Below are 23,545 nucleotides of genomic sequence, written 5' to 3' on the forward strand. Positions count from 1 at the left end.
CATGAGCGTCGTCGCGATCGATTTCGAGACCGCCAACGAGCGGCGTGACAGCGCCTGCGCGGTCGGGCTCGCCTGGATCGAGGGCGGCCGGGTGGTACGGCGGGAGACGCGGCTGATCCGCCCTCCGCAGATGCGGTTCTCCCCCGGCAATATCCGCGTCCACGGCATCCTGCCGGCGGATGTGCGCGATGCGCCGACATTCCCCGAAATCTTCGCCGAGTTCCTGCCCGATCTCTCGGGCCGGCTGATGCTGGCGCACAATGCCGGTTTCGACATGGGCGTTCTCGCCGCCTCGCTCGCGGCCTGGGGCGAGACGGTGCCGGACATGGCCGGGCATTGCACCCTGCAGATCGCCCGGCGCATCTTCCCCGATCCCGGCGGCCATGGGCTGGCCAAGGTGGCGGGGCGCCTCGGCATCCGCTTCGAGCATCACGATGCCGGCGAGGATGCCTATGCCTGCGCCGAGATCGCGCTGGCGGCCCTGCGCGAGACCGGTGCCTCAGACATCGCTGACCTTGCCCGCGGCCTCGGGCTGACGCCGATCCGGGCGGTGGCCGGGCCGCGGCGCGATTTCAGCCGCTCCACCTCCGCCCATGCCCTGCGGGCCTCCGGCATCGTCGATCTGCGGCCTAAAGGCGACCTGCGCTTCGCCATGCGCGGCAGCACCGGCAGCCGCTACGTGCTGGAGTTCGAGGAGCGGACGGACGGGCCCTATTTGCGCTGCTCCTGCCCGGCCGGCACGCATCGCCGCCGCTGCCGCCACGTCGATGCGCTGGTCGAGGGCGACGTCACCGATCTCACCTCGAACAATTTCGAGGATGTCGAGCGCCTGCGACAGTTGCTGGACGGCAAGAGCGTCGGACCGGTGCGGACGAAGGGCGTGGCAGCCGCCTGACACGGTCTCCGGCTGATCACTTCGGTCCCGCCTCTCCGTCAGGCCGGGGCCGCGCACCGAAACTCGGGATCGCCCCGTAATGCGACGCTGGGCATGACGTCGAGGCCCGGCGTAAATTGCACGCCCTCGGCTCGCTCCGTCGGGTCCGCCGATCAGCCCTCGGATTAACGAAGAGAGGCGGGCAGAAACCATCGACCAGGCGACGCATCCGGTCCTGAAGCGGTACAACCTTTTTGTGTCGCGGACTTGTGACACCGATCATTGTGAGCGCGACGTGGGCGTGGAATGCATCGCCTGATGCGTCACGGCGGGTGCCGACGCAGTCGACTTGCTGTCGCGGTGCGCCGAATACGCTGACAATACGAACGCCCGACGCGCGCCCCGCGGCCTCCGTTGCAAGAGGTATCGCCATGGATCACGATACGATGCGTCGGACGACCGCCGAATTCTTCGGCACCTTCTGGCTAACCTTCGGCGGGTGCGGCGCGGCCGTTCTCTCGGCGGCCTATCCCGAACTCGGGATCGGCTTCCTGGGCGTTGCCTTCGCCTTCGGCTTCACGGTGCTGACGATGGCCTACGCTGTCGGCCATATCTCCGGTGGTCACTTCAACCCAGCCGTTACGATCGGACTCTGGGCGGCGCGCCGCTGCGCCAGCCGGCACGTCCTGCCTTACATCCTCGCCCAGGTGATCGGTGCCATGGTCGCGGCTTTCACCCTCTACACCATCGCCTCCGGAAAGGCGGGTTGGGTGCCGAACGGATTCGCCTCGAACGGTTACGGTGCACTCAGTCCAGGCAAATACGGCCTTGCCGCCTGCCTGATCACCGAGATCCTGACGACGTTCATCTTCATCTTCATCATTGCCGGCACGACATCGAAGGGTGCCGCCGCGGGCTTTGCCGGCATTCCCATCGGCTTTGCCCTCGTGCTCATCCACCTGATCTCGATTCCGGTGACGAACACGTCGGTCAATCCGGCCCGGAGCACGGGTCCGGCCCTGTTCGCGGGCGCGGAGTACGTCGCGCAGCTCTGGATGTTCTGGTTGGCGCCGATTGCCGGAGCGATCGCCGCCGGGATCGTGGCGCGATGGCTCTACGAACCGGCCGACATGGTGGACACGGCAATCGTCGAGCGAGGCGCCGAGATCTGAAGCCGATGCACAAGCGACGACGAGGTCTGTCGAGACCTCGTCGTCGGCGCCATGCGAGGCTTTTGCCCCTCTACAAACGCTCTTCCTCGAAAGCCCGCACCCATTCCGCGCAGATGCCGGAACGGACGATGTCGTCGAGGGTAAACTCGACGATCGGGATCGCCATCATCCGGCTCTTCACGAGGTGGATCACGGTGCGAAGCCCGGACGTCTCGCGCAGATCGGTCTGCGAGACGTCGCCGTTGATAATGACCTGGCAATCGTCGCCGATGCGGGTCAGGAACATCTTGATTTCGGCCGTGGTGGTGTTCTGCGCCTCATCGAGGATCACGAGGCAGTTCTTGAAGGTGCGCCCGCGCATCACCTCGAACGGCACCACCTCGATGTCGCCGGCCTTCACCGCGATATCGAAGGCGGCCGCGCCCATCCGCTCCTTCATGGTCTCGGTCAGGGGGGCGACCCAGGGGGCGATCTTCTCTTCCAGCGTGCCGGGAAAGAAGCCGAGCGAACGGCCGGAGGGGACGTTGGGGCGGGTAATCACGACTTTTGCGATCCGGCGCTGCCGAAGCAGATCGGCAGCGCGGGTACCGGCGATGAAAGTCTTGCCCGTGCCGGCCGGGCCGAGAACAATGACTTGTGAAGATGACGCGAGGGCGTCGAGATACTGACCTTGTTTATCCGTCAGGGGTTGGATCGGTGCGGGGTTACGTTCCTCGTCGAAGCGTGTCCGATGCATCCGGATCGGTCGGTCCTCAACCAGTTCAAGCCGTGCGCGTCGTCTCTTCATGGATCAACACTCCACCTTGACTCGTGCGTGACTCTCGCGAACTCGACTTTCTCAACCAATCTCGACTATTCGCTTCCCTCTTCGATTCGGCGAAGACAATCACGATCTTCGTTCATCTTGACGCAAGAGCAAAGCCAAACCCCATGAGTCGGTTCCACGGCGCGACGCGAAGGCTGTGGAACGCGGCTTTACGGCAACGCTTCGCTCGCCCTGCGAGGGTTGCAAGCGCGCGCGACGGGGGCGTGACGATTTTCAGAAGAAGCGATGACCCAGGCGCCTCTTGGCGCTGCCGGCGGATCCTGACAGGGTCCATCGCGGGCGTCGCCCTCCCGGGGCGGCGGCGCAGCCGGCGGAGGCCGCCGGCGGGACGCTTCAACCGGGCTGGAGGAAGCTGTCGAGCACCATCTTCCGGCCGGCCTTGTCGAAGTCAACGGTGAGCTTGTTGCCGTCGATGCCAGCGACCGTGCCGGGGCCGAACTTGGTGTGGAAGACCCGTTGACCATGCTCGAAAGAAGACGGGGCGCCCGTCGATTTGGCAATCAGCTCGCCTTCGATCTCTCGTGGCCCGCCCGATCGGCCACCGCGTCCCTGCCCGAGTCCCCCGCCGAATCCGCCGGAGGTGTTGGCCTGCGCCCGCTGCCAGCCCGGCGTGCCGTAGGAAGAGCCGAATGGGGCCGGGTTGCGATCGAAGCGGGAGGCGCCGGCCGAGAAATGCGCGGGCGCCTCCACCACATCCACGGCCTGGGGCGGCAGCTCGTCGATGAAGCGCGAGGGGATGGTCGAAGACCAGAGGCCGTGGATGCGCCGGTTGACGGCAAAGGACAGCTTGGCGCGCTTGCGGGCGCGGGTGAGCCCGACATGGGCGAGCCGCCGCTCCTCCTCCAGGCCGGCCCGCCCGCTCTCGTCGATGGCGCGCTGGTTCGGAAACAGGCCGTCCTCCCAGCCGGGCAGGAACACCGTGTCAAACTCCAGCCCCTTGGCGGCGTGCAGCGTCATCAGTGAGACACGGTCGGCGCCTTCCGCCTCGGAGGCTTCCATCACCAGTGAGACGTGTTCGAGGAAGGCGGCCATGTCGGGAAATTCCTCCATCGAACGGACGAATTCCTTGAGGTTTTCGAGCCGCCCGGCGGCGTCGGCCGAGCGGTCCTTCTGCCACATCTCGGTGTAGCCGGATTCCTCCAGAATCGTCTGCGCGACCTCCGGATGAGGCTTGGCCTCGACCAGCCGCACCCAGCGCGAAAAGCTTTCGACGAGACCGCGCAGCATCGAGCGGGCACGGGGCTTCAACTCGTCGGTCTCGATCAGCTTTCGCGCGGCGGCAAGCAGAGGAATGCGGTCGGCGCGGGCATAGGCGTGCAGGGTCTGGAGCGTGGCATCGCCCAGGCCGCGCTTGGGCGTGTTGAAGATGCGCTCGAAGGCGAGGTCGTCGGCGCCGTTCATGGTGACGCGCAGGTAGGCCAGCGCGTCGCGGATCTCGGCCCGCTCGTAGAAGCGCGGGCCGCCGATGACGCGATAGGGCAGGCCGACCTGAACGAAGCGATCCTCGATCTCGCGCATCTGCGCCGAGATCCGCACCAGCACCGCGATCTCGGACAGCGCATGCCCTTTGCGTTGGAGCGACTCGATCGATTCGGCGACCTGTCGCGCCTCTTCCTCCGAATCCCATGCGCCGGTCACGGTGACCGGCTCGCCCTTCTCGTCCTCCGTCCGCAGCGTCTTGCCGAGTCGCCCCTCGTTCTTGGCGATCAGCCCAGAAGCGGCGGCGAGGATGTGGCCGGTCGAGCGGTAGTTGCGCTCCAGCCGCACCACCGTCGCGCCGGGAAAATCGTGTTCGAAGCGCAGGATGTTGTCGACCTCGGCGCCGCGCCAACCGTAGATCGACTGATCGTCGTCGCCGACGCAGGCGACGTTTTTCCGAAGTTGCGCCAGCAGGCGCAGCCAGAGATACTGCGCGACGTTGGTATCCTGGTACTCGTCGACCAAGATATATTTAAAACGATCCTGATAATTTCTCAGGATGTCGGGGTTCTCGCGCCACAGCTTGAGGCACAGTAGCAGAAGATCACCGAAATCGACCGCGTTGAGGGTGGCAAGCCGGGCCTGGTAGGCAGCGTAGAGCTGCCCGCCCTTGCCGAAGGCGAAGGCCTGCGCCTCGCCCGGCGGCACCTGCTCCGGCCCGAGACCGCGGTTCTTCCAGCCGTCGATGGTGTGGGCCAGTGAGCGGGCGGGCCAGCGCTTCTCGTCGATGTTCTGGTCAGCGATGACCTGCTTCATCAGGCGAAGCTGGTCGTCGGTGCCCAGAATCGTGAAGTCGGATTTGAGGCCGACCAGTTCGGCGTGGCGGCGCAGGATCTTGGTGCCGATGGCGTGGAAGGTGCCGAGCCAGGGCATGCCTTCGCCCGCCGGGCCGATCAACCCGCCGATGCGGTGCTTCATCTCGCGGGCGGCCTTGTTGGTGAAGGTCACCGAGAGGATGTCGTAGGGCCGCGCCTTGCCCGTGGCGATCAGGTGGGCGATCCGCGTCGTCAGCACCCGCGTCTTGCCGGTCCCCGCGCCCGCGAGCACGAGCACCGGGCCTTCAGTGGCCTCCACGGCGCGGCGCTGCTCCGGGTTCAGGCCGGAGAGGTAGGACGCGCTCTCGGGCCGAAGGGCGGCCATGGCGCGGGCGGCGATGGAGGTCGGGGCCGACGGCGCATCGTCGTCGGACGGGCGCGGCCGGATCGCGTCTGGCTCTTGCATCATGCGCGCATCCCTGGACCAAAAGGCGAACGCCGTCGAGACCTGATCCGGAACCGGCGGGTCCCCTCATGCGTCACTTCGGAAGCCTGAAGCCGCCACCGATGAAGGATACGAGGCCATGCGCGCCCCGTCGCTCGCCCTCCTGACCCTGCTCGCCGCTCTGACCCCCGCCTTCGCGCAGAGCCCCGGAAATCGCGGCGCCACCAGCCGGCAGAACGAGGGATTCGAGTACCGCAACCAGAACCGCAACTTCGAACAGCGTCAGACCCTGGAGAACAGCGCGATCCGCAATCAGATCCAGCGGGCGCCGCTCAACGTCCCGCCCCCGGCCGGCCCCGCCTACGGCATCCGGCGCTGACGGAAAACGCAAGCTTAAGCGTGAGGTGCGGGCGGGCCGTGCCCTGTGCTATGGCCGCAGGAGCTTGGTTTCGCGCGCTTCGACCGGCTTGTGCCCATCGAACGCACGTGAACCGCGAACGAAGCCCTGCGGCCCGCAGGCCAGGCGGAAGCGATAACGGTGCGTGATTTCCTGACCGCGCTCGCGGGCGCCGTCGTGCTGGTTCTCGTCGCGGCCCTGGCCGTGCCGCCCTTCATCGACTGGTCGGGCCATCGCGCGCTGATCGACCGCACGCTGAGCGAGTCCCTCGGCGCCGGTGCCCGCAGCGAGGGCACGATCGACCTGCGCCTGCTGCCGTCGCCGCATCTGCGGCTCGCCCGGCTGCGGCTCGGTACGGAGGATGGGCCGGCGCTCGACGCGCAGAGCGTCGATGCTGAGATCGCCCTGGCGCCGCTGCTCAAGGGCGAGGTGCGCTTCGTCCAGACCACGATCGAGCGGGCACGGGTCACCCTGCCGGTCTCCGACGAGGCGCTGCTGCTGCCGCGCGAGCCGCAGACCCTGCGCCGCGACATCGCGATCGACGACCTGCGCATCCGTCGCCTCAGCCTCGCCACGGCGCGCAGGGGCGAGGCGGCACAGGAGCAGTTCGCGGCCGAGAACCTGCGCCTGCGGGCTCCGGCGCTGGCCGGCCCCTGGCTGGCCGAGGGGACGGCGAAGGGCAGCCCGTTCCATCTCGCGACCAGCACCGCCGGCCGCGACGGCAGCGTCTCGCTGAAGCTCACGGGCGGCGGCGACACCATGCCCCGCCTCGAACTCGACGCCCGCATCGCCTTCGTCGCCGAGGACGCGCCGGGCGGCGACCCCACCCATCGCGGCCTCGTGCCGGAGGCAGAGGGTGCGGCGCGGCTGACCGTCGGGCCGCCGGTCCAGCCGGCCGGCGCGATGGTGCCGTTGACGCTGGCGGCCAAGTTCGAGTCGCGCGGCCCCGTGGCGCAGGCCAAGACGGTGGAGATCGAACTCGATCCCGGCGGCAGGGCGGCGCGGCTTTCGGGCAGCGGCCGCCTCGACCTACGCGAGGCCCGGCTCGGCCTGACGCTGCGGACCCGCCGCCTCGATCTCGACGGGCTGATGCTCTCCGGCGGCGGTCGCGGACTCATCGCGCAGGGGCTGTCCTCGGGTGCCCTGACCCCGCCGATGCTCCTCGATCTCGACATCGCCGCCGAGAGCGTCGCGCTCGGCCTCGACGACTGGGCCAACGTCGCCTTTCGCGGCACCTTCGACCGCACGGGCGGACTCGTATTGCGGCGCTTCGAGGGCACCGCGCCGGGAGCGGCGAGCGTTGCGGCCACGGGCGAGGCCGAACTGTCCGGGTCGCCCCGCTTCACCGGCCATGTGGATGTGGCCGCGCGCAACTCGGAGGGGCTTGGGCGCTTTCTCGGCCGCATCGGCGCTGAGCAGAGCGTCGCGGCAATCCTCGACGGACGCGCGTTCGAGCTCGGCACCGACCTCTCGGCGGCCGGCGGCGACCTCTCGCTGCGCAACCTGCGGCTGGCCCTGGGCGAGGCCCGCGTCACCGGCAATGCCCGCTACGTCCGGGCCGATGCGAACGGGCGCGGACGCTTCGACGCGCAGCTCTCCGCCAGCGGCATCGACATCGCCGAACTGCCGCCGCTGGGCGACCTGATGTCCGGCCTGCACCGGCACGATCTCGGCCTGACCCTGCAGGCGCGGGACGTGCGCTACGGACCCTCCGGCGCCCATTCCGGCAACGGCACCATCGCGGTGAGTCTGCAATCGGACGGCGCCAGCCTCGTCGTCGACACCCTCGACATCGCCGACCTCGCAGGCGCGAGCGCTCAGCTCGCCGGGCGGATCGCGCCGGACGGCTCGGGCCGGATCGAGGGCCGGGTCACGGCGGGCAAGGCCGCGCCGCTGCTCGCCCTGCTGGAGCGCGGCGTCCTGCCCGAGGCCCGCTTCGTGCCGGCGAGCGTCCGCCAGAGCGGGCTGGCCCTCGAACTGACCCTGGAGCGGGAATCGGGCGAGGCGGACGCGCTGCGGGCGCGCGCCAAGGGTAAGGCCGGCGAGGGCGATCTCGACCTCGCGCTCTTGACGCGCTCCGGCCGGATCGACCGGCTCGACGCGACGCTGACGACGCCGAAGACCGGCCGCTGGTTCGGCCGTGACGACATCGCCGCCTTGCGCCGGCCCGGCCACCTGCGGCTGAGCGGAGCCCGCCCGGCCGCCGGAACTGGGCCGGACGGTGCGCCGCTCGCGCTCGAGGTCGAGGGCGATCTCGCCGGCCTCGTCCTCTCGACCGCGCGCCCGATTCTGCTCGCCGGCCTCGATCGCCCCCCGACGGGCGGCGCGGTGCGGCTGCATTCGCCCGACCTCGCGCCCTTCCTCGCCCTCGCCGGAGCCGCCGCGCCGGCGGAAGGAGCGCTTCCCGCCTCCCTCAGCCTCGACCTGTCGCGCCGGCAGACGGCGCTGCATGTCGATATCACGGGGCAGGTGGCGGGAAGCGATCTGACCGCCGCCCTCGACCGCGCCCCGGACGGCGCGCTCACCGGCACCGCGACCCTCACCCGGTTGTCCCTGTCGGTACTGGCTGCGGCGACGGTGCTTCCCACCGAGGCCGGTGGTCGCTTCGCTCCGGTGCCCGCCCAGCCGCGGGTCGATCTCAGCCTCAGGATCGCCCAGCTCGATCTTGGCCGGGGCCTGATCGCCGACGGAGCGAACCTGATTCTGATGCGCGAGGGCGATGCGCTGAGCCTGCGCGACCTCTCGGCCGGGCTCGCCGGCGGGCGGCTGAGCGGCAGCATCACGCTGGCTCGGCCGACGGGTGCCGCGGTGGTGTCGGGCGAGGGCAGCCTCGACGGCGCCGATCTCAGCCGTTTGATCGGGGCCGGGCCGATCGGCGGCCGGCTCTCGGCGGCCCTGCGCTTCGGCGCCACGGGCGTGAGTTTCTCCGCCCTGGGCAACGACCTCTCGGGCAATGGCGAGATCCGGCTTGCCGACCTCGTGCTCCCCGGTGCGGATGCGGGCGCCCTCGATCGGGCGCTCGGTAAGGCCCTGGCCGAGGACGATCCGCTGCGCGAGGGCCGGCTCCAGACGCTCGTGTCGGACGAGCTTGCGGCCGCCCCCCTCAAGGCGAAAGGTCCGGTCACCGCCGCCTTCACCCTGTCGGGCGGCGCCCTGCGCACGGGTCCGTTCACGATCGATCTCGGCCCGGCACGCTGGAACGGCACGCTCCAGGTCGATCTGCGCAACCGCAGCCTCGACGCCCGCGGCGCCCTCACGGCGGCGGCCGGGCCGAAAGGATGGTCCGGCGCCGCGCCCGCGATCCAACTCGGATTTGGCGGCTCGCTCGCGGCGCCCGAGCGGCGGCTCGACGTGGCGCCGCTGACCACGGGTCTGGCCGCCCTCGTGCTTCAGCGCGAGCTGGAGAAGATCGAGCTGTTCGACGCCGACCAGAGCGAGCGCCAGCGCCGCCGCGCCCGCATCGAGATGGACCGTGCCCGCGCCGCCGCCGAGGAGGCGGCGCGCCTAGCCCGGATCAAGGCGCAGCAGGCGGCGGAGGAGGCGGCGCGCCAAGCCCGTCAGCGGGCCGAGGAGGAGGCCGCCCGCCGCGCCCGCATGGAAGCCGAGCCGGCATCGCCCGCGCCGGACGCGCAGCCGCTCGATATCAGCCCGCCCACTGCCCGGCCCTAACGGACGGCCAGGGCAGGAGGGACCATCTCCGCCCGCATCGAAAAGCGGTCACGTTCCACGGGCGTCGCAGGGCACGAAATCGGCCTATCGGACGACAGAGAGAGTGCTACTCTCTCCAACCGATCCCACGGCTTCCATGTCCGCTCCTCGTTTTGACGCCCCCTACGCTCCGGACGACGCGGCGCTCGCCGAAATCCTGCTGCGCGAAGCGGCGCTGCCGGCCGGCACGGAGGCGGCGGTCGATCGGCTCGCCTCGGACCTGATCGAAGCGATCCGCGCGGATGCCGGCCACGGCGCCGTCGAGGCGCTGCTGCGGGAATACGCCCTGACGACCCGCGAAGGGCTGGCGCTGATGAGCCTCGCCGAGGCTCTGCTGCGGGTACCCGACGCGGCCACCGCCGACCGGCTGATCGCCGACAAGCTGCGCGAGGGCGATTTCGCCCATCACGCCGTGCGCTCGGATAGCGGGCTCGCCCACGCCGCCTCCTGGGCGCTCGGCCTCGGTGCCCGCCTCGTCGGCCCGCAGGACACGCCCGAGGCGACCCTCGGGAGCATGGTCCGCCGCCTCGGCCGCCCGGCCGTGCGCGCGGCGGCCCACCGGGCGATGCGGGTGATGGGCGGGCAGTTCGTGCTGGCCGAAGAGATCGACGCCGCGCTCAAGCGCGCCGGCTCCGGTAGCGCCCGGCGCTCGCGCTACTCCTTCGACATGTTGGGCGAGGGCGCCCGCACCGCCGAGGACGCGGAGAGCTACCGCCAAGCCTATGCCCGTGCCATCGCGCGGATCGGCCGGGAGGCCGGCAACGCGCCCCTTCCGGCCCGGCCGGGCATCTCGGTCAAGCTGTCGGCGCTGCATCCGCGCTACGCGCCCACGCAGGCGGCGCGGGTGATGGCCGAGCTGGTGCCGGTGGTGCGCGATCTCGCCCGCGCGGCCCGCGCCCACGACCTCAACCTCACCCTCGACGCCGAGGAGGCGGAGCGGCTCGAACTCTCCCTCGACGTCTTCGCCGCGGTGCTGGCTGATCCGGCGCTCGCGGGTTGGGATGGGTTCGGGCTGGCGATCCAAGCCTATTCGAAGCGCTGCCTTCCGCTGATCGACCACGTCGCCGCGCTCGCCGAGCGGCACGACCGCCGGCTGATGGTGCGACTCGTCAAGGGCGCCTACTGGGACACCGAGGTGAAGCTCGCCCAAACGCAAGGGGCGGCCGATTATCCCGTCTTCACCCGCAAGGCGATGACGGACCTGAACTATCTGGCCGCCGCCCGGCGGCTGCTGGCTCACCGCCCGCAGCTCTACCCGCAATTCGCGACCCACAACGCGCTGACGGTGGCGAGTGTGCTCGGCCTTGCCGGGCTGGCCGACGCTCCAGCCAGGGAGGAGGCCGGTTTCGAGTTCCAGCGCCTGCACGGCATGGGCGAGGCGCTCTACCAGCGGCTCGCCGAGCGGGTCCCCGGCATCGGCCAGCGCGTCTACGCGCCGGTCGGCGGCCATCGCGAGCTGCTCGCCTATCTCGTTCGCCGGCTTCTCGAGAACGGGGCGAATTCCTCCTTCGTTGCCCGCGCCGCCGACCCGGCCGTGCCGCTTACCGAACTGCTCGCCCGGCCGCAGAACCTGGTGGCGAGGCCCTCCCAGGCCCGGCATCCCAGCATCCCGCTGCCAGGCGACCTGTTCGGGTCCGAGCGGCGCAATTCGCCGGGGCTCGCCTTCGGTGACGGCGCCGCGCTGAGGCGGCTGACCAATACCGTTGCCGGGGCCGCCGGCCCCGCCGAGGCCGCGCCGATCATCGACGGCGCCCCCCGAACCGGTCGCGCCCGGCCGGTGGTCACTCCGATCGACGCGAGCGTGATCGGCAGCGTCATCGAGGCGGATTCCGCTACCGCGTCGCTCGCCATGGAGGCGGCGACGCGCGGATTTCCCGGCTGGATGCGGACGTGTGCTGCCGAGCGCGCGGGCTGCCTGGAGCGGGCGGCGGAGGCCTTCCGGCGGGAGAAGGGTCGGTTGCTGCACCTGCTGCAAGTCGAGGCCGGCAAGACCCTCGATGATGCCCTGGCCGAGTGGCGCGAGGCGATCGACTTCCTACGGTATTACGCGGCGCAGGGGCGCCATCTCTTCGCTGAGCCGCAGAGTCTGCCCGGCCCCGCGGGCGAGGTCAACAGCCTGCGCCTCGTCGGGCGGGGCGTGTTCGTTGCGGTCTCACCCTGGAATTTTCCGCTCGCCATCTTCACGGGGCAGGTCGCCGCCGCGCTGATGGCCGGCAACGCCGTGGTCGCCAAGCCCGCGCCGCAGACGCCGCTGGTGGCCGACCTCGCCGTGCGTCTGCTGCACGGGGCCGGCATTCCGAGCGGTGCCCTGCACCTCGTGCCCGGCGGCCCCGAGATCGGCGCCGCGTTGATCGGACATCCGGCCCTCTCCGGCGTCGTCTTCACCGGCTCGACCGCCACCGCGCAGCGGATCAACCGGGCGCTCGCCGCCCGCGACGGCGCGATCCTGCCGCTGATCGCCGAGACCGGCGGCATCAATGCGATGATCGTCGATGCCACGGCGCTTCCCGAGCAGGTGGCCGACGACGTCGTCACCTCGGCCTTCCGGTCCGCCGGCCAGCGCTGCTCGGCCCTGCGCCTGCTCGTCGTGCAGGAGGACGTTGCCGACCGGATGATCGCGGCGGTGGCGGGCGCCGCGCGAGAACTCGCGATCGGCGATCCACGCGACCTCGCCACCGATCTCGGGCTGGTGATCGATGCCGAGGCGAAAAAGCGGCTCGACGCACATATTGCGGCGATGAAGGCCACGGCGCGTACGCATTTCGCCGGGGTGGCGCCGGGCGGATTGTACGTGGCGCCGCACATCTTCGAGATCGGCGCCGTCGCCGATCTGCGGCAGGAGATGTTCGGGCCGATCCTGCACGTGGTCCGCTACCCGGCAAACAGCCTCACCCGCGTCATTGAGGAGATCCGGGCCGGCGGCTACGGACTCACGCTCGGAATCCACTCGCGCATCGAGGAGGCGGCGGAGCGGATCGCCGAGGCCCTGCCGCACGGCAACGTCTACGTGAATCGCAACATGATCGGCGCCGTGGTGGGGAGCCAGCCCTTCGGCGGCACGGGCCTGTCGGGCACCGGCCCGAAGGCCGGCGGCCCGCATTATCTCTTCCGCTTCACCACCGAACGGACGCTGACCGTCAACACCGCGGCGGCGGGCGGCAGCGTCGGGCTCATCACCCTCGACGGGTGAGGCTTCAGTCTTCCACGACCCGCGCCACCGGACGGTCGTTGCCCTGCGCGGTCTCGTCGTGCCACTGCCCACGGCCGTCCTGATAGCGTATTCCCTCGGTCGAGCCCGGCACCTGCTGCTCGGCCGCCGCCGCCTGCGCGGCCTGAAGCGCCTCCTCCCGGCTCGGGAAGGGCTCGGAGAAGACGTCGCCGACCTTGTAGGCGAAGCCGCCATCGTGCTCGACGATGTGGTAGGTCACTTCGGTCATCGCGAAAGATCCCGTTCGTTTCCGGCGCGCATTCCCCGCGCGATCTGGAGCCCGAACCGATTGAGATGCCGGAGGTTCCGCCTCGCGGCCTCAATGCCGTGTCGGCGCCCGGCGCGGAATCCGCGCGACCGCAGCCTCGCAGCCGGCGATCAGCGAGCCGCGCACATCGTCCGGATCGAAGCCGACGCCGTCGGGGAAGGCGACGACATGCGCCTGCGCGCTGTCTACCGGCCGGATGCGGGCGACCCACCCGTCCGGCGTTCGCTCGAAGCTCACCTCGTAGACGATGCCGTCCTGTTCGAAGCTGTGCGGTTCCATCGCTCGATCCCTGGCCCGGCTCTCCGGCCGCAATGATGACGCGGCTCGGTGGCATGTGGGGACGCGCCCCGTTCAGGCGCGAGTCGCCACCGATCGGAATCTCACCGCCGATGCGTCTGAGCACCGTCTTCGCTGTTGTTGGCCTCTGCCTCGCGGCTTCGCCCGCCCCGGCCCAGGGCGTGCCGCCAAACCCGTTTGCGTCGAACTACCCGTCTGCGCCGCCGCGCGCCGTGGAGCGGGACGGGCGCCTTCCGGCGCCGCGTGCCCGGCGCCCGCTGCCGTCGGAACGGGTCGGGCGAGGCCTGCTGCCGCCGGCCGACAATCCGGGGCGTTGAGCGCGAGAGACGGTGAAGGGATTCGGCATCAAGCCTGCCCCAGCTCCGCGACGATCGCGCTGACGATGCGCGGGTCGCTGGGATCGACCTGGGTCGCGAAGGCGGCGCGCAGGGTGCCGTCGCGGCCGATCAGATATTTATGGAAGTTCCATTGCGGGCTCTGCCCCGGCTTCTGCTCGGCCGCCCAGCGGTAGAAGGGATGCGCGGCAGGCCCCCGGACATGGGTCTTGTCGGTGACGGGGAAGGTGACGCCATGGTTCTTTCGCGCGGCGTCCGCGATCGCCGTTCCGTCGAGGGGCTCCTGGTTGCCGAAATCGGGGGAGGGCACTGCGATCACCGTCAGGCCGCGCTCGCCAAACCGGGTCCAGAGGCCCTGAAGGCCGGCAAATTGCGGGGCGTAGCCGCAGGCGGTGGCGGTGTTGACGACGAGCACCGGCTTGCCGGCATAGGCCGCGAGCGGAAGGCTCCCACCCTCCGGCTTGTCAAAGGCGAAGGCGGCGGCCGGCCCAGCCTCGGTGGCATGGGCGTCGGTCGTTGCGCGGCCCGCCGCGAGAACGGCGAGCAAGGCGAGGCAGTCGCGGCGGCGAATCGTCATGGCGTTGAATCCTCCGCCCCGGAGGCTGCCACAAGCGGCCGTCCACGGGGTACGAGCCCGATCGTCGCGGATTTGAAGCGGCGAAGCGCGTCTCAGATGGCGCGGGCGGCCAGCGCCTCGCGCACCGAGGAGGCCACCGCCTCCTCGTTCGGGCTGGACACTAGCAGCGCGTCCGCCGGCACGAGGTCGGCGCAATCGCGGACGGCCGAGTCGCAGGCGACGACGATGCCGAGGTTCGGGCGCAAGGCCCGCGCCTCCGCGGCGAGTTCGCTGAGCCCGAGAGAGCCGTGCAACTCGGCATCGGTCACGAGAACGTCGACCGGAAGTCCGAGCACGAGCACGGTGAGGGCATCGACGGCCGAATCGACCGTAATCGCGCTGTAGCCCGCGCGGCGGATCTGCCCGTTGATTTCGTCGCGCCACTGCTTGCGGCGCCCCGCGATCAGCACTTGGACGCCGTAGCAACTGCGCGGCGCGCCGCTTGCCCCGATCGGGCCCTCCGCACGGACGGAAGCCTGGGTGATGGTCGCGTCCTCACGATCTTGGGTGCGCTGCATCATTCTAGGTTACGCAGATCGCACAATGCATACAAGCGCCGGTCAGCGATCAGCCCCCCGATGCGCCGCCCGGGACGCACCTCCAAGACTCGTTGAGACCGGTCGTCATCCTGTAAATTGCAAGTTGTGCGGCGAGTGCCCCGCGTCTTGAACTTGCCGGAAGCATGCCTGCCCTTGGTGGATGCCGGTCCGCGGAGGAGCGCATCAGGAAGGATTCCTGCGGTCGCCTGGGCGAGCGGCAGGGCTGTGGCGGCTTTCACCCGCGCGGGCCATGCTCCGCGAGTTGACGTGGCGCTTTACGGGCGCAAGACAGCGGCCCGCGACCTTGAGCTTCATGCCCGTGTCGCCTCCGCGTGCGAGGCCGCGCTTCCCGACGCGGCCGAATGGGCGAGAACGGGTACAAGACGGAGCCGACGACCAATGTCATCCACCGAAATCTCCCCCCTGGCCCCGGCCGTGTCGCCCTCGCTGCCAGACATCGCGGGCGTGCGCCTCGCCACGGCGCAGGCCGGCATCCGCTACAAGAACCGCACCGACGTGCTCTACGTGGCTCTGGCCGAGGGGACGCAGGTTGCGGGCGTGTTCACCCGCTCGCGCTGCCCTTCGGCGCCGGTGGATTGGTGCCGCGACGCGCTGAAGGCCGGCAAGGGCGCGCGGGCGCTCGTGGTCAATTCGGGCAACGCCAATGCGTTCACCGGCTTGAAGGGCCGCGAGGCGGTGGCGCTGACCGCCGAGATCGCCGGCCGGGCCGCCTCCTGCGCCCCCGAGGCTGTGATGATCGCCTCCACCGGCGTGATCGGCGAGCCGCTCGATGCTCGCAAGTTCGAGGGCGTGCTGGCCGATTGCGCCGCCCGCGCCGAGAGCGGCGCCGAGGCCTGGGCGCAGGCAGCCCATGCGATCATGACCACCGACACCTTTCCGAAGCTCGCCACCCGCCGGGTCGAGATCGACGGCGTGCCGGTGACGATCAACGGCATCGCCAAGGGCGCCGGCATGATCGCGCCCGACATGGCGACGATGCTCTCCTTCGCCTTCACCGACGCGGCGCTGCCGCAGGACGTGCTTCAGGCGCTTCTGAGCGAGGGCACCAAGACCTCGTTCAACTGCGTGACGGTGGACGGCGACACCTCCACCTCCGACACGCTGCTGCTCTTCGCCACCGGTGCTGCGGGCAACGCGGCCGTCACCCGCGCCGACGATCCCCGGCTCGCCGGCTTTCGCGCCGCCCTCGACGACCTCCTGATCGAGCTGGCGCAGCTCGTCGCCCGCGACGGCGAGGGGGCCAACAAGCTCGTGACCGTCGAGGTCGAGGGTGCAGAGAGCGACGCATCCGCCCACCGCATCGCCATGTCGATCGCCAACTCACCGCTGGTGAAGACGGCGGTGGCCGGCGAGGATGCGAACTGGGGCCGCGTGGTGATGGCCGTGGGCAAGGCCGGCGAGCCCGCCGACCGCGACCGCCTGGCGATCTGGTTCGGCGACGTGCGTGTCGCGGTGCAGGGCGCCCGCGATCCCGATTACAGCGAGGAAGCGGCTAGCGCCGTGATGCGGCGGCCCGAGATCACCGTGCGCGTCGATCTCGGCCTCGGCCAGGGCCGCGCCCGCGTCTGGACCTGCGATCTCACCAAGGCCTACGTCGCCATCAACGGAGACTACCGCTCGTGAAGTCCTTCGCGCGCGCAAGCGCCCTCCTGCTTCTCGTCGTCGCGACTGTACCCGCCGCCGCCGATGACGAGCTGGGCCGCATCCGGGTGATCGGCCGCGCCTCGCAGGAGGTTGCGCCGGATTTCGCCTCCGTCGAGATCGGCGTGGAGAGCCGCGGCGCGACGCCGGCCGCCGCCCTCGATGCCGCGAGTCAGGCAGCGAAGGGCATCGTCGCGACGGCCAAGGAGATGGGTGTGGCGGAGGCCGATATCGGCACCTCCGCGATCACCCTGCAGCCGCGCATCAAGAACGTCCGCCAGTCCGACGGCACGACCGCCGAGCGCGAGGACGGCTACCTTGCGAGCAACCGCGTGCGCGTGCGGCTGGCCGAGATGGGCAAGCTTGGCGAACTGATGCGGCGCACCCTCGATTCCGGCGCCAACCGGATCCAGGGGATCAGCTTCGGCCTGCGCGACCCGGCGGCGGCGGAAGCCGCCGTACAGGTTGCCGCCGTGAAGGACGCGAAGGCACAGGCCGAGCGCATCGCCGAGGCGACCGGCGTCAAGCTCGGCACGGTGATCTCGATCGACGCGCCCCCGCGGACCGAGTCGGCCCGGCCCATGCCCTACGCCATGGCGATGAAGGCGCCGGCCCCGCGCGGCCGCACCGCCGTGCCGGTGGAAGCCGGCTCGATCGAGACCTCGGCCGAAGTCGACGCCGTCTTCGCGATCGGCCGATGAGCTTGCCCGTCAAGCTCGTCCTCGTCGTCGCCGCGGCTCTCGTCGACACGGATGGCCGGGTGCTGATGGCGCAGCGCCCGGAGGGCAAGGCGCTGGCCGGCCTCTGGGAGTTTCCCGGCGGAAAGATCGAGCCCGGCGAACGACCGGAGGAGACGCTGATCCGCGAACTCGCCGAGGAGCTCGGCATCGCCGTGAAGGAGCCCTGCCTCGCGCCGCTCACCTTCGCCAGCCACGCCTACCCGTATTTCCACCTGCTGATGCCGCTCTACATCTGCCGGCGCTGGGAAGGGGTTCCGCAATCACGCGAGGCGCAGGCGCTCCGCTGGGTGCGTCCGGGGGCCTTGCGCGACCTCCCGATGCCGCCGGCCGACCTGCCGCTGATCCCCTTCCTGATCGATCTGCTCGGACCCTGACCGGGCCCGAGGGCGGAGGGGGGACGGACGCGATGGCGCGACGGGCGAAGGCGGCGGTCGAGAGTGCGGCGTCTGCGAAGACGCCCGCGGAATCGAAGCCGCCCAAGAAATCCCGCAGCACCACGCCGACGGCGGAGAGTCTCGCGGCGCTCAGCCCGGAGCGGCTCATCGCCCTGATCCTCGAAGAGGTCGGCCAGAGCGCCGCCTTCAAGAAGCGGGTGAGCGCCGCACTCGCCGCGCTTCAGGGGCCGGACCGCGTTGCCGCCCTGATCGACCGCCGCCTTTCGGCGCTGGAAAAGGCGCGCGGCTACATCGACTGGCAGAAGCGCAGGTCCTTTGCCGCCGATCTCGACGCCACGCTGGCGACCGTCCTCTCCGACCTGAAGCCGCTCGATTCCGAGATGGCCCTCGACCGGCTGCTGCGCTTCCTCCGCAGCGCCGATGTGACCCTGGAGCGCGTCGACGATTCCAGCGGGCAGGTACACGGCATCTACGAAGCCGCGGCGGAAGCCGCCGCCGGTCTCGCGGCGGAACTCCCGGCGCAAGCCGCGCTCGGCTTCGCGACCCGCGCCGTTGAGGGGCTCGACCGCGACGGTTTCGGCCTCGTCGGTGCGCTCCTGATCGATCTCCTGCCGAAGCTGCCGAAGGCGGCGCTCGAACCGCTCGATGCGCGGCTGGTCGAAGCCCTCGCCGCGCTGCCCGCCCACCCCAAGAAGAAGTCCGGCCCGGCCGCCTTCGAGATGGCCGGACAGGAATGGGAGCGCCGCTATCACCGCCTCAGCTTGAACCGTCTGCGTCAGGTCATTGCCGATGCCCGCGGTGACGCTGACGCCTTCATCGCCCTCGAACTCGAGATGTCGCCCGAGCGGCCCGACCGCGTCGCCGTGGCGGAGCGGCTGCTCGCTTCGGGCCGCGCCGCGGAAGCCCTCGACTGGATCCGCCGCGAGCAGAAGCGCGGCGTGGTGGTGATGACCCGCGAGGATCTGCTCGCCGGCGGCCACGATTCGCAGGGCCCGGAGCGCGAGCGCGAAGCCGTGGAGATCCGCATCCTCGACGCGCTGGGCCGCAAGGACGAGGCGCAGGGACTGCGTTGGACGCGCTTCGAGAAGAGCCTCGATCCGCAGGCCCTGCGCGACTACCTCGCCCGCCTGCCGGATTTCGAGGACGAGGAGGCGCTGGAGCGCGCCTTCGCCCATGCCGCGAGCCTCAAGGATCCGCATGGCGGCCTCTACTTCCTGGTGCGCTGGCCGAACCTGGACCGCGCCGCGCGGCTGGTGCTCGACCGGCGCAGCGAGTGGTCGGGCCGGATCTGGGAATTGCTCGCGCCGGCCGCCGAGGCGCTGGAGCCGGACCATCCGCTGGCGGCGAGCGTGCTCTACCGCGCACTCATCGACGACATCCTCGATCGCGGCCGCTCGCCCGCCTACGGCCACGGCGCCCGTCACCTGACACGCCTCGGCGAATTGGCGCGGGAACTGGCGCCGGGCGACCTCGCGCCGAGCCACGCGGATTACGTGGCGCAGCTTCGCAAGGCGCACGGGCGCAAGAGCGGGTTCTGGTCCCAACTGGCGGGGTGAGACCCAATCCGGTTGATCGCTTCGGTTTCTGCCCGGCGGCGTCCTCGCGAGGCGAAGCCGAAGCGATCCAGATCTCGACATCTTCGGAAAGTGCGGAGCCCTGGATTGCCACGGCTTCGCCTCGCAATGACGAAGAGACACCGAAGCGATCAAGCGGAAACCGTATCAGACCGAAGCCGATTGAGGGCCTCGGTGTCGCCTCCGCCATGGCGAGGAGATCGAGCCGAGCCCTACGACTCGATCGCTTCGACCCGGTCCGGATAGAATGCGACATGGCCGCGGATGCGAGCGACTGCCGGAAACGGATTCTCGTAGGACCACGCTGCCGCCGCGCTGGACGGTCCGCCGGCCGAGAGATCGAAATAGAAGGCCTCGCCCTTGTAGGGACAGAAGCTCCGCCGCGGATTGGGGACGAGCACGCCCGCGGCGAGATCTTCGCGGGGAATGTACAGAACGGGCGCGTAACCGGCTTCCCGCAGTTCCAGCGCCCGCCGTGTCTCGGCAATCACGCGCCCTTCGCGCCGAACCCGGACGGGACCGGGATGGGGCGTGATGGTGATCGGATGGGCGGGGCCGGGCTCCTTCATGACGTCTCCCCATCGACTGGCAGCCGGTGCTCGGCAGCGCCGAGGGCGTCGGCAAGCCGCGTCTTCGCGCTGCCGGGCCGCAGCGGCTTCTGCTGGCTCTCGTGCGGCGCCCAGCCGGACAGCCACAGGATCTCGAAGGTCGCCCGCAGCCGTCCATCGGGATCGGAGAAGCGCTCGGCGTAGATCGCGGCGGCCCGCATCAGCGTCGCCCGCCGCAGCGGCGTGCGGCGGCGATCGTGCAGGGCGTTGGCTAGGCCCATGGCGCGCAGGTCGCGCATCAGCGAGAAGGGGTCGCCGTAGCGGACGGTGACCGTGTCGGCATCCACCACTGGCAAGGCGAACCCCGCCCTCTGGAGTAGGCCGCCGAGGTCGCGCAATTCGGCGAAGGGGGCCACGCGTGGACTCACGCCGCCCTCCGTCTCGCTCTCAGCCTGGAGGAAGGCTTGGCGCAGCTCGGTGAGTGTCGCGCCGCCAAGGAGCCCGGCGAGCAGAAGGCCGTCGGGCTTGAGCGCCCGACGCAGTTGCAGCAGAGCGCCGGGCAGATCGTTGACGTGCTGAAGCGAGAGCGCCGACACGGCGAGATCGAACCCGGCGCCTGCGCCGAACGGCAGCAATTCGGGATCACCGACCACCGATCCGCCCGGTTCGGCGGTGGGGCTGAGGCGGATCATCCGCCCGACCCGGCCGCTCGCCCGCAGCCGTTCCGTCAGCGCTGGCACAGGCGTGCCGAGATCGAGGCCGAGGGTGAAGGAGCGCGTCACCGCCGCGAGACGATCCTCCAGATCTTCTGCGACCCGTTCCACGAGGAAGCCGGCATAACCCGCCTCCCGCGCACGCGCGATGCGACTGCGGATCAGAGCGGGATCAAACAGGGGAGGTGACTCGTTCATCGGATAGGCAGATGGGGCTTCGAGCGCGCTGCGGCCAGGGCACATTCCCGGTCCGGACCGCGCGCCGAGATGGCTCCGTCACACGGGAATGGAGCGGTTTCGTCAACCGGTCGGACGCGCGATCCTTCGGCGGCGAAATGACCCGGAACGGAATCGAGGCCTTTCCGTTTTTGCTCGTCGATCGAGGAGGTTGAAGATGACACGGATCCTGATCCGCGCCGCGCTGATCCTTGCCGCCGTCGCCATGGCCGGCGCGGCGGAAGCGAAGGGCTGCCTGAAGGGCGCCGCGGTGGGCGGAATTGCGGGGCACATGGCCGGACATGGCGTCGTCGGTGCCGCTGCGGGATGCGCCATCGGACGCCACGAGGCGAACAAGAAAGACAAGGCGGCGCGGCAGAGCGACCAAGTCACCCCGGTGCGCTGACGGCGCCCTCTCGAACCGCTCGACCGCGGATGGTGGGATCCGCCCTCGATTCAGGCCTGCGTCGCCTCGCCGCGACTGCCATCGGCCTGATCTATCCACCGACCTGCATCGCCTGCGGGGCGGCCACCGGACAGCCCCACGCTCTCTGCGCCGCCTGCTGGAGCGGACTGCGCCTGATCGAGCGCCCTTATTGCGAACGGCTCGGCACACCCTTCGCTCTCGACCTTGGCGTAGGCAGCCTGATCTCCCCCGGCGCCCTCGCCGAACCCCCGGTCTTCGGACGCGCCCGAGCGGTCGCCGTCTATGACGGCACGGCGCGCGATCTCGTTCACCGCCTCAAGTTCAGCGACCGTCTCGATCTCGGCCGGACCATGGCGCGCATGATGGCTGCGGCCGGCAGCGAATTGCTCGACGAGGCCGACCTCATCGTGCCGGTCCCCCTGCACGGCCTGCGCCTCTGGCGACGGCGCTTCAATCAATCGGCTCTGCTGGCGCGCGAGATCGGGCGGCAGAGCGGCAAGTCCTGCGACTTGCGGGCGCTGGCCCGCGTGAAGGCGACCCGGCCTCAGGTCGGACTGACGCGCCGCCAGCGCGCCGAGAATCTTCAGGGCGCCTTTCGCGTCACGGACGCGGGGCGCGCGCGTATCATCGGCCGGCGCCTCGTTCTCATCGATGACGTGGCGACCACGGGCGCGACCGGCAACGCCGCTGCCCGCGCGCTGTTGCGCGCGGGCGCGGCGAGCGTCGATCTGCTGACCTTCGCCACGGTGACGCGGGACGGGCTCTGAGCCCGTCCAGCTGCGACCGTCCGAAACGGGAACGGGGGCCGCGAGGGCCCCCGTCCGACGACATTTCGGTGCGGCGCCTCTCAGGCGTTTGCCGGTTCCATCCGGCCGGTGGCTCGAACCTGCGCCTCGGTCGGCTGGTCGAGCACCTTTCCGCGGGGCCCGACCCAGGCTCCGACCCACTTGCGCTGCCACAGGAACAGGCAGCCCAGCACGAGGGCCGTGAACAGGGCATAGATCACGAAGCCCGAGGCGAAGCCGCCGGTATATTGCTTCGAGAAGCCCATCACGTTCGGCAGGATGGCGCCGCCGAGCGCCCCGACCTCGCCGATCATCGAGCCGGCGACGGCGGTGTTGGTGGGCCAGCGCAAGGGCACGAGCTGGAACAGCGCGCCGTTGCCGGCGCCGAGCGCGGCGAAGCACAGCATGAACAGCAGCGTCGTCACGGCCAGCGAGGGCGTGGCGGTCAGCGCCAGGAAGGAGCCGATCGCGGCCAGCAGCACCAGGGAGAGGACGAGGATGCCGCCCATCCGGTCGGCGTAGTAGCCGCCGACGATGCGGATGCCCGACCCCATCAGGGCGGCGAGCATCGTCAGGCGCCCGGCCTCGACCTTGGTGACCGAGAACTGCTCGTAGAAGAAGGTCGGCAGGAAGTTCGAGAGGCCGATGAAGCCGCCGAAGGTGATGACGTAGATCAGCGAGAAGGCCCAGCCGTCCTTGGTGAACAGGCAGGAGACGTGCTCCTTGAAGGTCTGGCCGTGGCAGTCCGGCGGCTCCTTGGCGAGAAAGATCATCACCAGGATCGGCACGATCATAACGAGGCCGGCGAAGCCGTAGACCGCCTGCCAGCCGAAGGCCTGGGCCAGCGGCGGGGCGAACAGCACGGCGAGCACGGTGCCGGAATTGCCGGCACCGGCGATGCCCATGGCGAGTCCCTTGTGCTCCGGCGGAAACCAGCCCGAGCCTAGCGAAAGCGCCACGCCGAAGGAGGCGCCGGCGATGCCGAGCAGCACGCCCATGGCGAGCACGTCGTTGTAGGAGGAGACGAAGAAGAAGCCGTAGGCCATCGCGAGCACGATGACGCCCATCTCAGTCAGCGCCGCGTTCTTGCGGCCGATATACTGGGCCAGGATGCCGAGCGGGAAGCGCATGATCGCGCCGGCCAGGATCGGCAGCGAGATCATGAAGCCGGTCTGGGCCGGGCTGAGCCCGTAGGTCTCGGTGATGAACGGACCCATGGCGCCGTTGAGCACCCAGATCGCGAAGCAGAAGTCGAAATAGAGGAACGCGGCGAACAGGGTCGGGGGGTGGCCCGACTTCATCACGGTCTTGAAGGAAGCCATCGGCGTTCTCGTTGGGCTCGAAGACCTGCCGTCCGGCGAAGCGCCGTGCGGGGCCGTTCATGCGGGAGAGTGTGTCCGGACACGCGCCGTCCGAGCGCGAGGCGCCGTTGCCCCGCCCGCCGCCCAGGGGCAGCGCTCGAAGCTATGCAGGGGGCGTGCCAGTTTCGAGGTCACCGCGAACTGGGCCGGACGGCTGCCCGACAGAGGCTTCCGGAGCCGACCGCCTTTCCCGCCCCGACGAAGT

General features: G+C 70.3%; 21 protein-coding genes. 12 read left to right on the forward strand and 9 right to left on the reverse strand.

Going from position 1 to position 23,545, the window contains the following annotated elements:
* Position 1: 1 nt before the first annotated feature.
* Together MFF24_RS07525 and aqpZ are read left to right on the forward strand one after the other, a co-directional pair.
* Entirely contained in the window at positions 2–895 is an 894-nt protein-coding gene (locus MFF24_RS07525; protein WP_238223639.1) for a 3'-5' exonuclease, read from the forward strand.
* A gap of 410 nt (positions 896–1,305) precedes the next feature.
* Positions 1,306–2,046, forward strand: a complete 741-nt coding sequence (gene aqpZ / locus MFF24_RS07530) for an aquaporin Z (protein ID WP_108938481.1) — start codon at positions 1,306–1,308, stop codon at positions 2,044–2,046.
* Positions 2,047–2,116: 70 nt separating this feature from the next.
* Here the strand turns inward: aqpZ and MFF24_RS07535 are convergent, their stop codons facing one another.
* Both MFF24_RS07535 and MFF24_RS07540 read right to left on the reverse strand, forming a co-directional pair.
* A complete protein-coding gene (locus MFF24_RS07535) occupies positions 2,117–2,833 on the reverse strand; it encodes a PhoH family protein (protein ID WP_108938480.1) in 717 nt (238 codons plus the stop codon).
* Positions 2,834–3,205: 372 nt separating this feature from the next.
* The gene (locus tag MFF24_RS07540; RefSeq protein ID WP_133089750.1) at positions 3,206–5,575 is read right to left on the reverse strand and encodes an ATP-dependent helicase; all 2,370 of its coding nucleotides are present in this window, start codon (positions 5,573–5,575) and stop codon (positions 3,206–3,208) included.
* Positions 5,576–5,690: 115 nt separating this feature from the next.
* On the opposite strand from MFF24_RS07540, the gene MFF24_RS07545 reads away from it, so the two are divergent.
* From MFF24_RS07545 to putA, 3 genes are all read left to right on the forward strand, one after another.
* Positions 5,691–5,930: a hypothetical protein gene (locus MFF24_RS07545; RefSeq protein WP_238223640.1), complete on the forward strand. Its 240-nt coding sequence runs from the start codon at positions 5,691–5,693 to the stop codon at positions 5,928–5,930.
* A 159-nt stretch (positions 5,931–6,089) separates the two neighbouring features.
* Positions 6,090–9,617 carry an AsmA family protein gene (locus MFF24_RS07550; protein WP_238223642.1) on the forward strand — a complete coding sequence of 1,176 codons (3,528 nt, stop codon included), beginning with the start codon at positions 6,090–6,092 and terminating at the stop codon, positions 9,615–9,617.
* Positions 9,618–9,753: 136 nt separating this feature from the next.
* A complete protein-coding gene (gene putA, locus MFF24_RS07555) occupies positions 9,754–12,846 on the forward strand; it encodes a bifunctional proline dehydrogenase/L-glutamate gamma-semialdehyde dehydrogenase PutA (RefSeq protein ID WP_238223643.1) in 3,093 nt (1,030 codons plus the stop codon).
* Between the two features lie 4 nt (positions 12,847–12,850).
* Here putA and MFF24_RS07560 read toward each other — a convergent pair whose 3' ends face one another.
* Together MFF24_RS07560 and MFF24_RS07565 are read right to left on the reverse strand one after the other, a co-directional pair.
* A complete protein-coding gene (locus MFF24_RS07560; RefSeq protein ID WP_238223644.1) occupies positions 12,851–13,093 on the reverse strand; it encodes a DUF2188 domain-containing protein in 243 nt (80 codons plus the stop codon).
* 90 nt (positions 13,094–13,183) lie between these two features.
* On the reverse strand, positions 13,184–13,411 hold the full coding sequence (locus MFF24_RS07565; protein WP_238223645.1) for a hypothetical protein: 228 nt from the start codon (positions 13,409–13,411) through the stop codon (positions 13,184–13,186).
* A gap of 110 nt (positions 13,412–13,521) precedes the next feature.
* On the opposite strand from MFF24_RS07565, the gene MFF24_RS07570 reads away from it, so the two are divergent.
* Positions 13,522–13,746, forward strand: coding sequence for a hypothetical protein (locus MFF24_RS07570; RefSeq protein ID WP_238223646.1), 225 nt, complete (start codon positions 13,522–13,524; stop codon positions 13,744–13,746).
* A gap of 28 nt (positions 13,747–13,774) precedes the next feature.
* Here MFF24_RS07570 and MFF24_RS07575 read toward each other — a convergent pair whose 3' ends face one another.
* Positions 13,775–14,341 (reverse strand): glutathione peroxidase, encoded by a 567-nt coding sequence (locus tag MFF24_RS07575; protein WP_238223647.1) that lies wholly within the window; start codon positions 14,339–14,341, stop codon positions 13,775–13,777.
* Between the two features lie 92 nt (positions 14,342–14,433).
* A complete protein-coding gene (locus tag MFF24_RS07580) occupies positions 14,434–14,901 on the reverse strand; it encodes a response regulator (RefSeq protein ID WP_238223648.1) in 468 nt (155 codons plus the stop codon).
* Between the two features lie 417 nt (positions 14,902–15,318).
* Between MFF24_RS07580 and argJ the strand changes: the two genes are divergently transcribed.
* The 4 genes from argJ to MFF24_RS07600 are packed head-to-tail and all read left to right on the forward strand — an operon-like array spanning position 15,319 to position 19,272.
* A complete protein-coding gene (argJ, locus tag MFF24_RS07585; protein ID WP_238223650.1) occupies positions 15,319–16,563 on the forward strand; it encodes a bifunctional glutamate N-acetyltransferase/amino-acid acetyltransferase ArgJ in 1,245 nt (414 codons plus the stop codon).
* Positions 16,560–17,282, forward strand: coding sequence for an SIMPL domain-containing protein (locus MFF24_RS07590; RefSeq protein WP_238223652.1), 723 nt, complete (start codon positions 16,560–16,562; stop codon positions 17,280–17,282). Before argJ ends, MFF24_RS07590 begins: the two co-directional genes overlap by 4 nt.
* Positions 17,279–17,695, forward strand: coding sequence for a (deoxy)nucleoside triphosphate pyrophosphohydrolase (locus tag MFF24_RS07595; protein ID WP_238223653.1), 417 nt, complete (start codon positions 17,279–17,281; stop codon positions 17,693–17,695). The genes MFF24_RS07590 and MFF24_RS07595 overlap by 4 nt, the downstream gene beginning before the upstream one ends.
* A 32-nt stretch (positions 17,696–17,727) precedes the next feature.
* The gene (locus tag MFF24_RS07600) at positions 17,728–19,272 is read left to right on the forward strand and encodes a DUF6880 family protein (RefSeq protein WP_238223662.1); all 1,545 of its coding nucleotides are present in this window, start codon (positions 17,728–17,730) and stop codon (positions 19,270–19,272) included.
* 230 nt (positions 19,273–19,502) lie between these two features.
* Here MFF24_RS07600 and MFF24_RS07605 read toward each other — a convergent pair whose 3' ends face one another.
* Both MFF24_RS07605 and MFF24_RS07610 read right to left on the reverse strand, forming a co-directional pair.
* Complete coding sequence (locus MFF24_RS07605) at positions 19,503–19,859, reverse strand: DUF427 domain-containing protein (RefSeq protein WP_238223664.1); 357 nt, start codon at positions 19,857–19,859, stop codon at positions 19,503–19,505.
* The gene (locus MFF24_RS07610) at positions 19,856–20,749 is read right to left on the reverse strand and encodes a methyltransferase domain-containing protein (protein WP_238223666.1); all 894 of its coding nucleotides are present in this window, start codon (positions 20,747–20,749) and stop codon (positions 19,856–19,858) included. Before MFF24_RS07610 ends, MFF24_RS07605 begins: the two co-directional genes overlap by 4 nt.
* 196 nt (positions 20,750–20,945) lie before the next feature.
* Here MFF24_RS07610 and MFF24_RS07615 point away from each other — a divergent pair, with 196 nt between their 5' ends.
* The gene (locus MFF24_RS07615; RefSeq protein WP_108942737.1) at positions 20,946–21,173 is read left to right on the forward strand and encodes a hypothetical protein; all 228 of its coding nucleotides are present in this window, start codon (positions 20,946–20,948) and stop codon (positions 21,171–21,173) included.
* A 29-nt stretch (positions 21,174–21,202) separates the two neighbouring features.
* Positions 21,203–21,961: a ComF family protein gene (locus MFF24_RS07620; protein WP_238223668.1), complete on the forward strand. Its 759-nt coding sequence runs from the start codon at positions 21,203–21,205 to the stop codon at positions 21,959–21,961.
* An 80-nt stretch (positions 21,962–22,041) separates the two neighbouring features.
* Here MFF24_RS07620 and MFF24_RS07625 read toward each other — a convergent pair whose 3' ends face one another.
* Complete coding sequence (locus MFF24_RS07625) at positions 22,042–23,301, reverse strand: MFS transporter (RefSeq protein WP_238223669.1); 1,260 nt, start codon at positions 23,299–23,301, stop codon at positions 22,042–22,044.
* Between the last annotated feature and the right edge of the window lie 244 nt (positions 23,302–23,545).

It is taken from the genome of Methylorubrum aminovorans (assembly GCF_022179725.1).
Classification (GTDB): domain Bacteria; phylum Pseudomonadota; class Alphaproteobacteria; order Rhizobiales; family Beijerinckiaceae; genus Methylobacterium; species Methylobacterium aminovorans.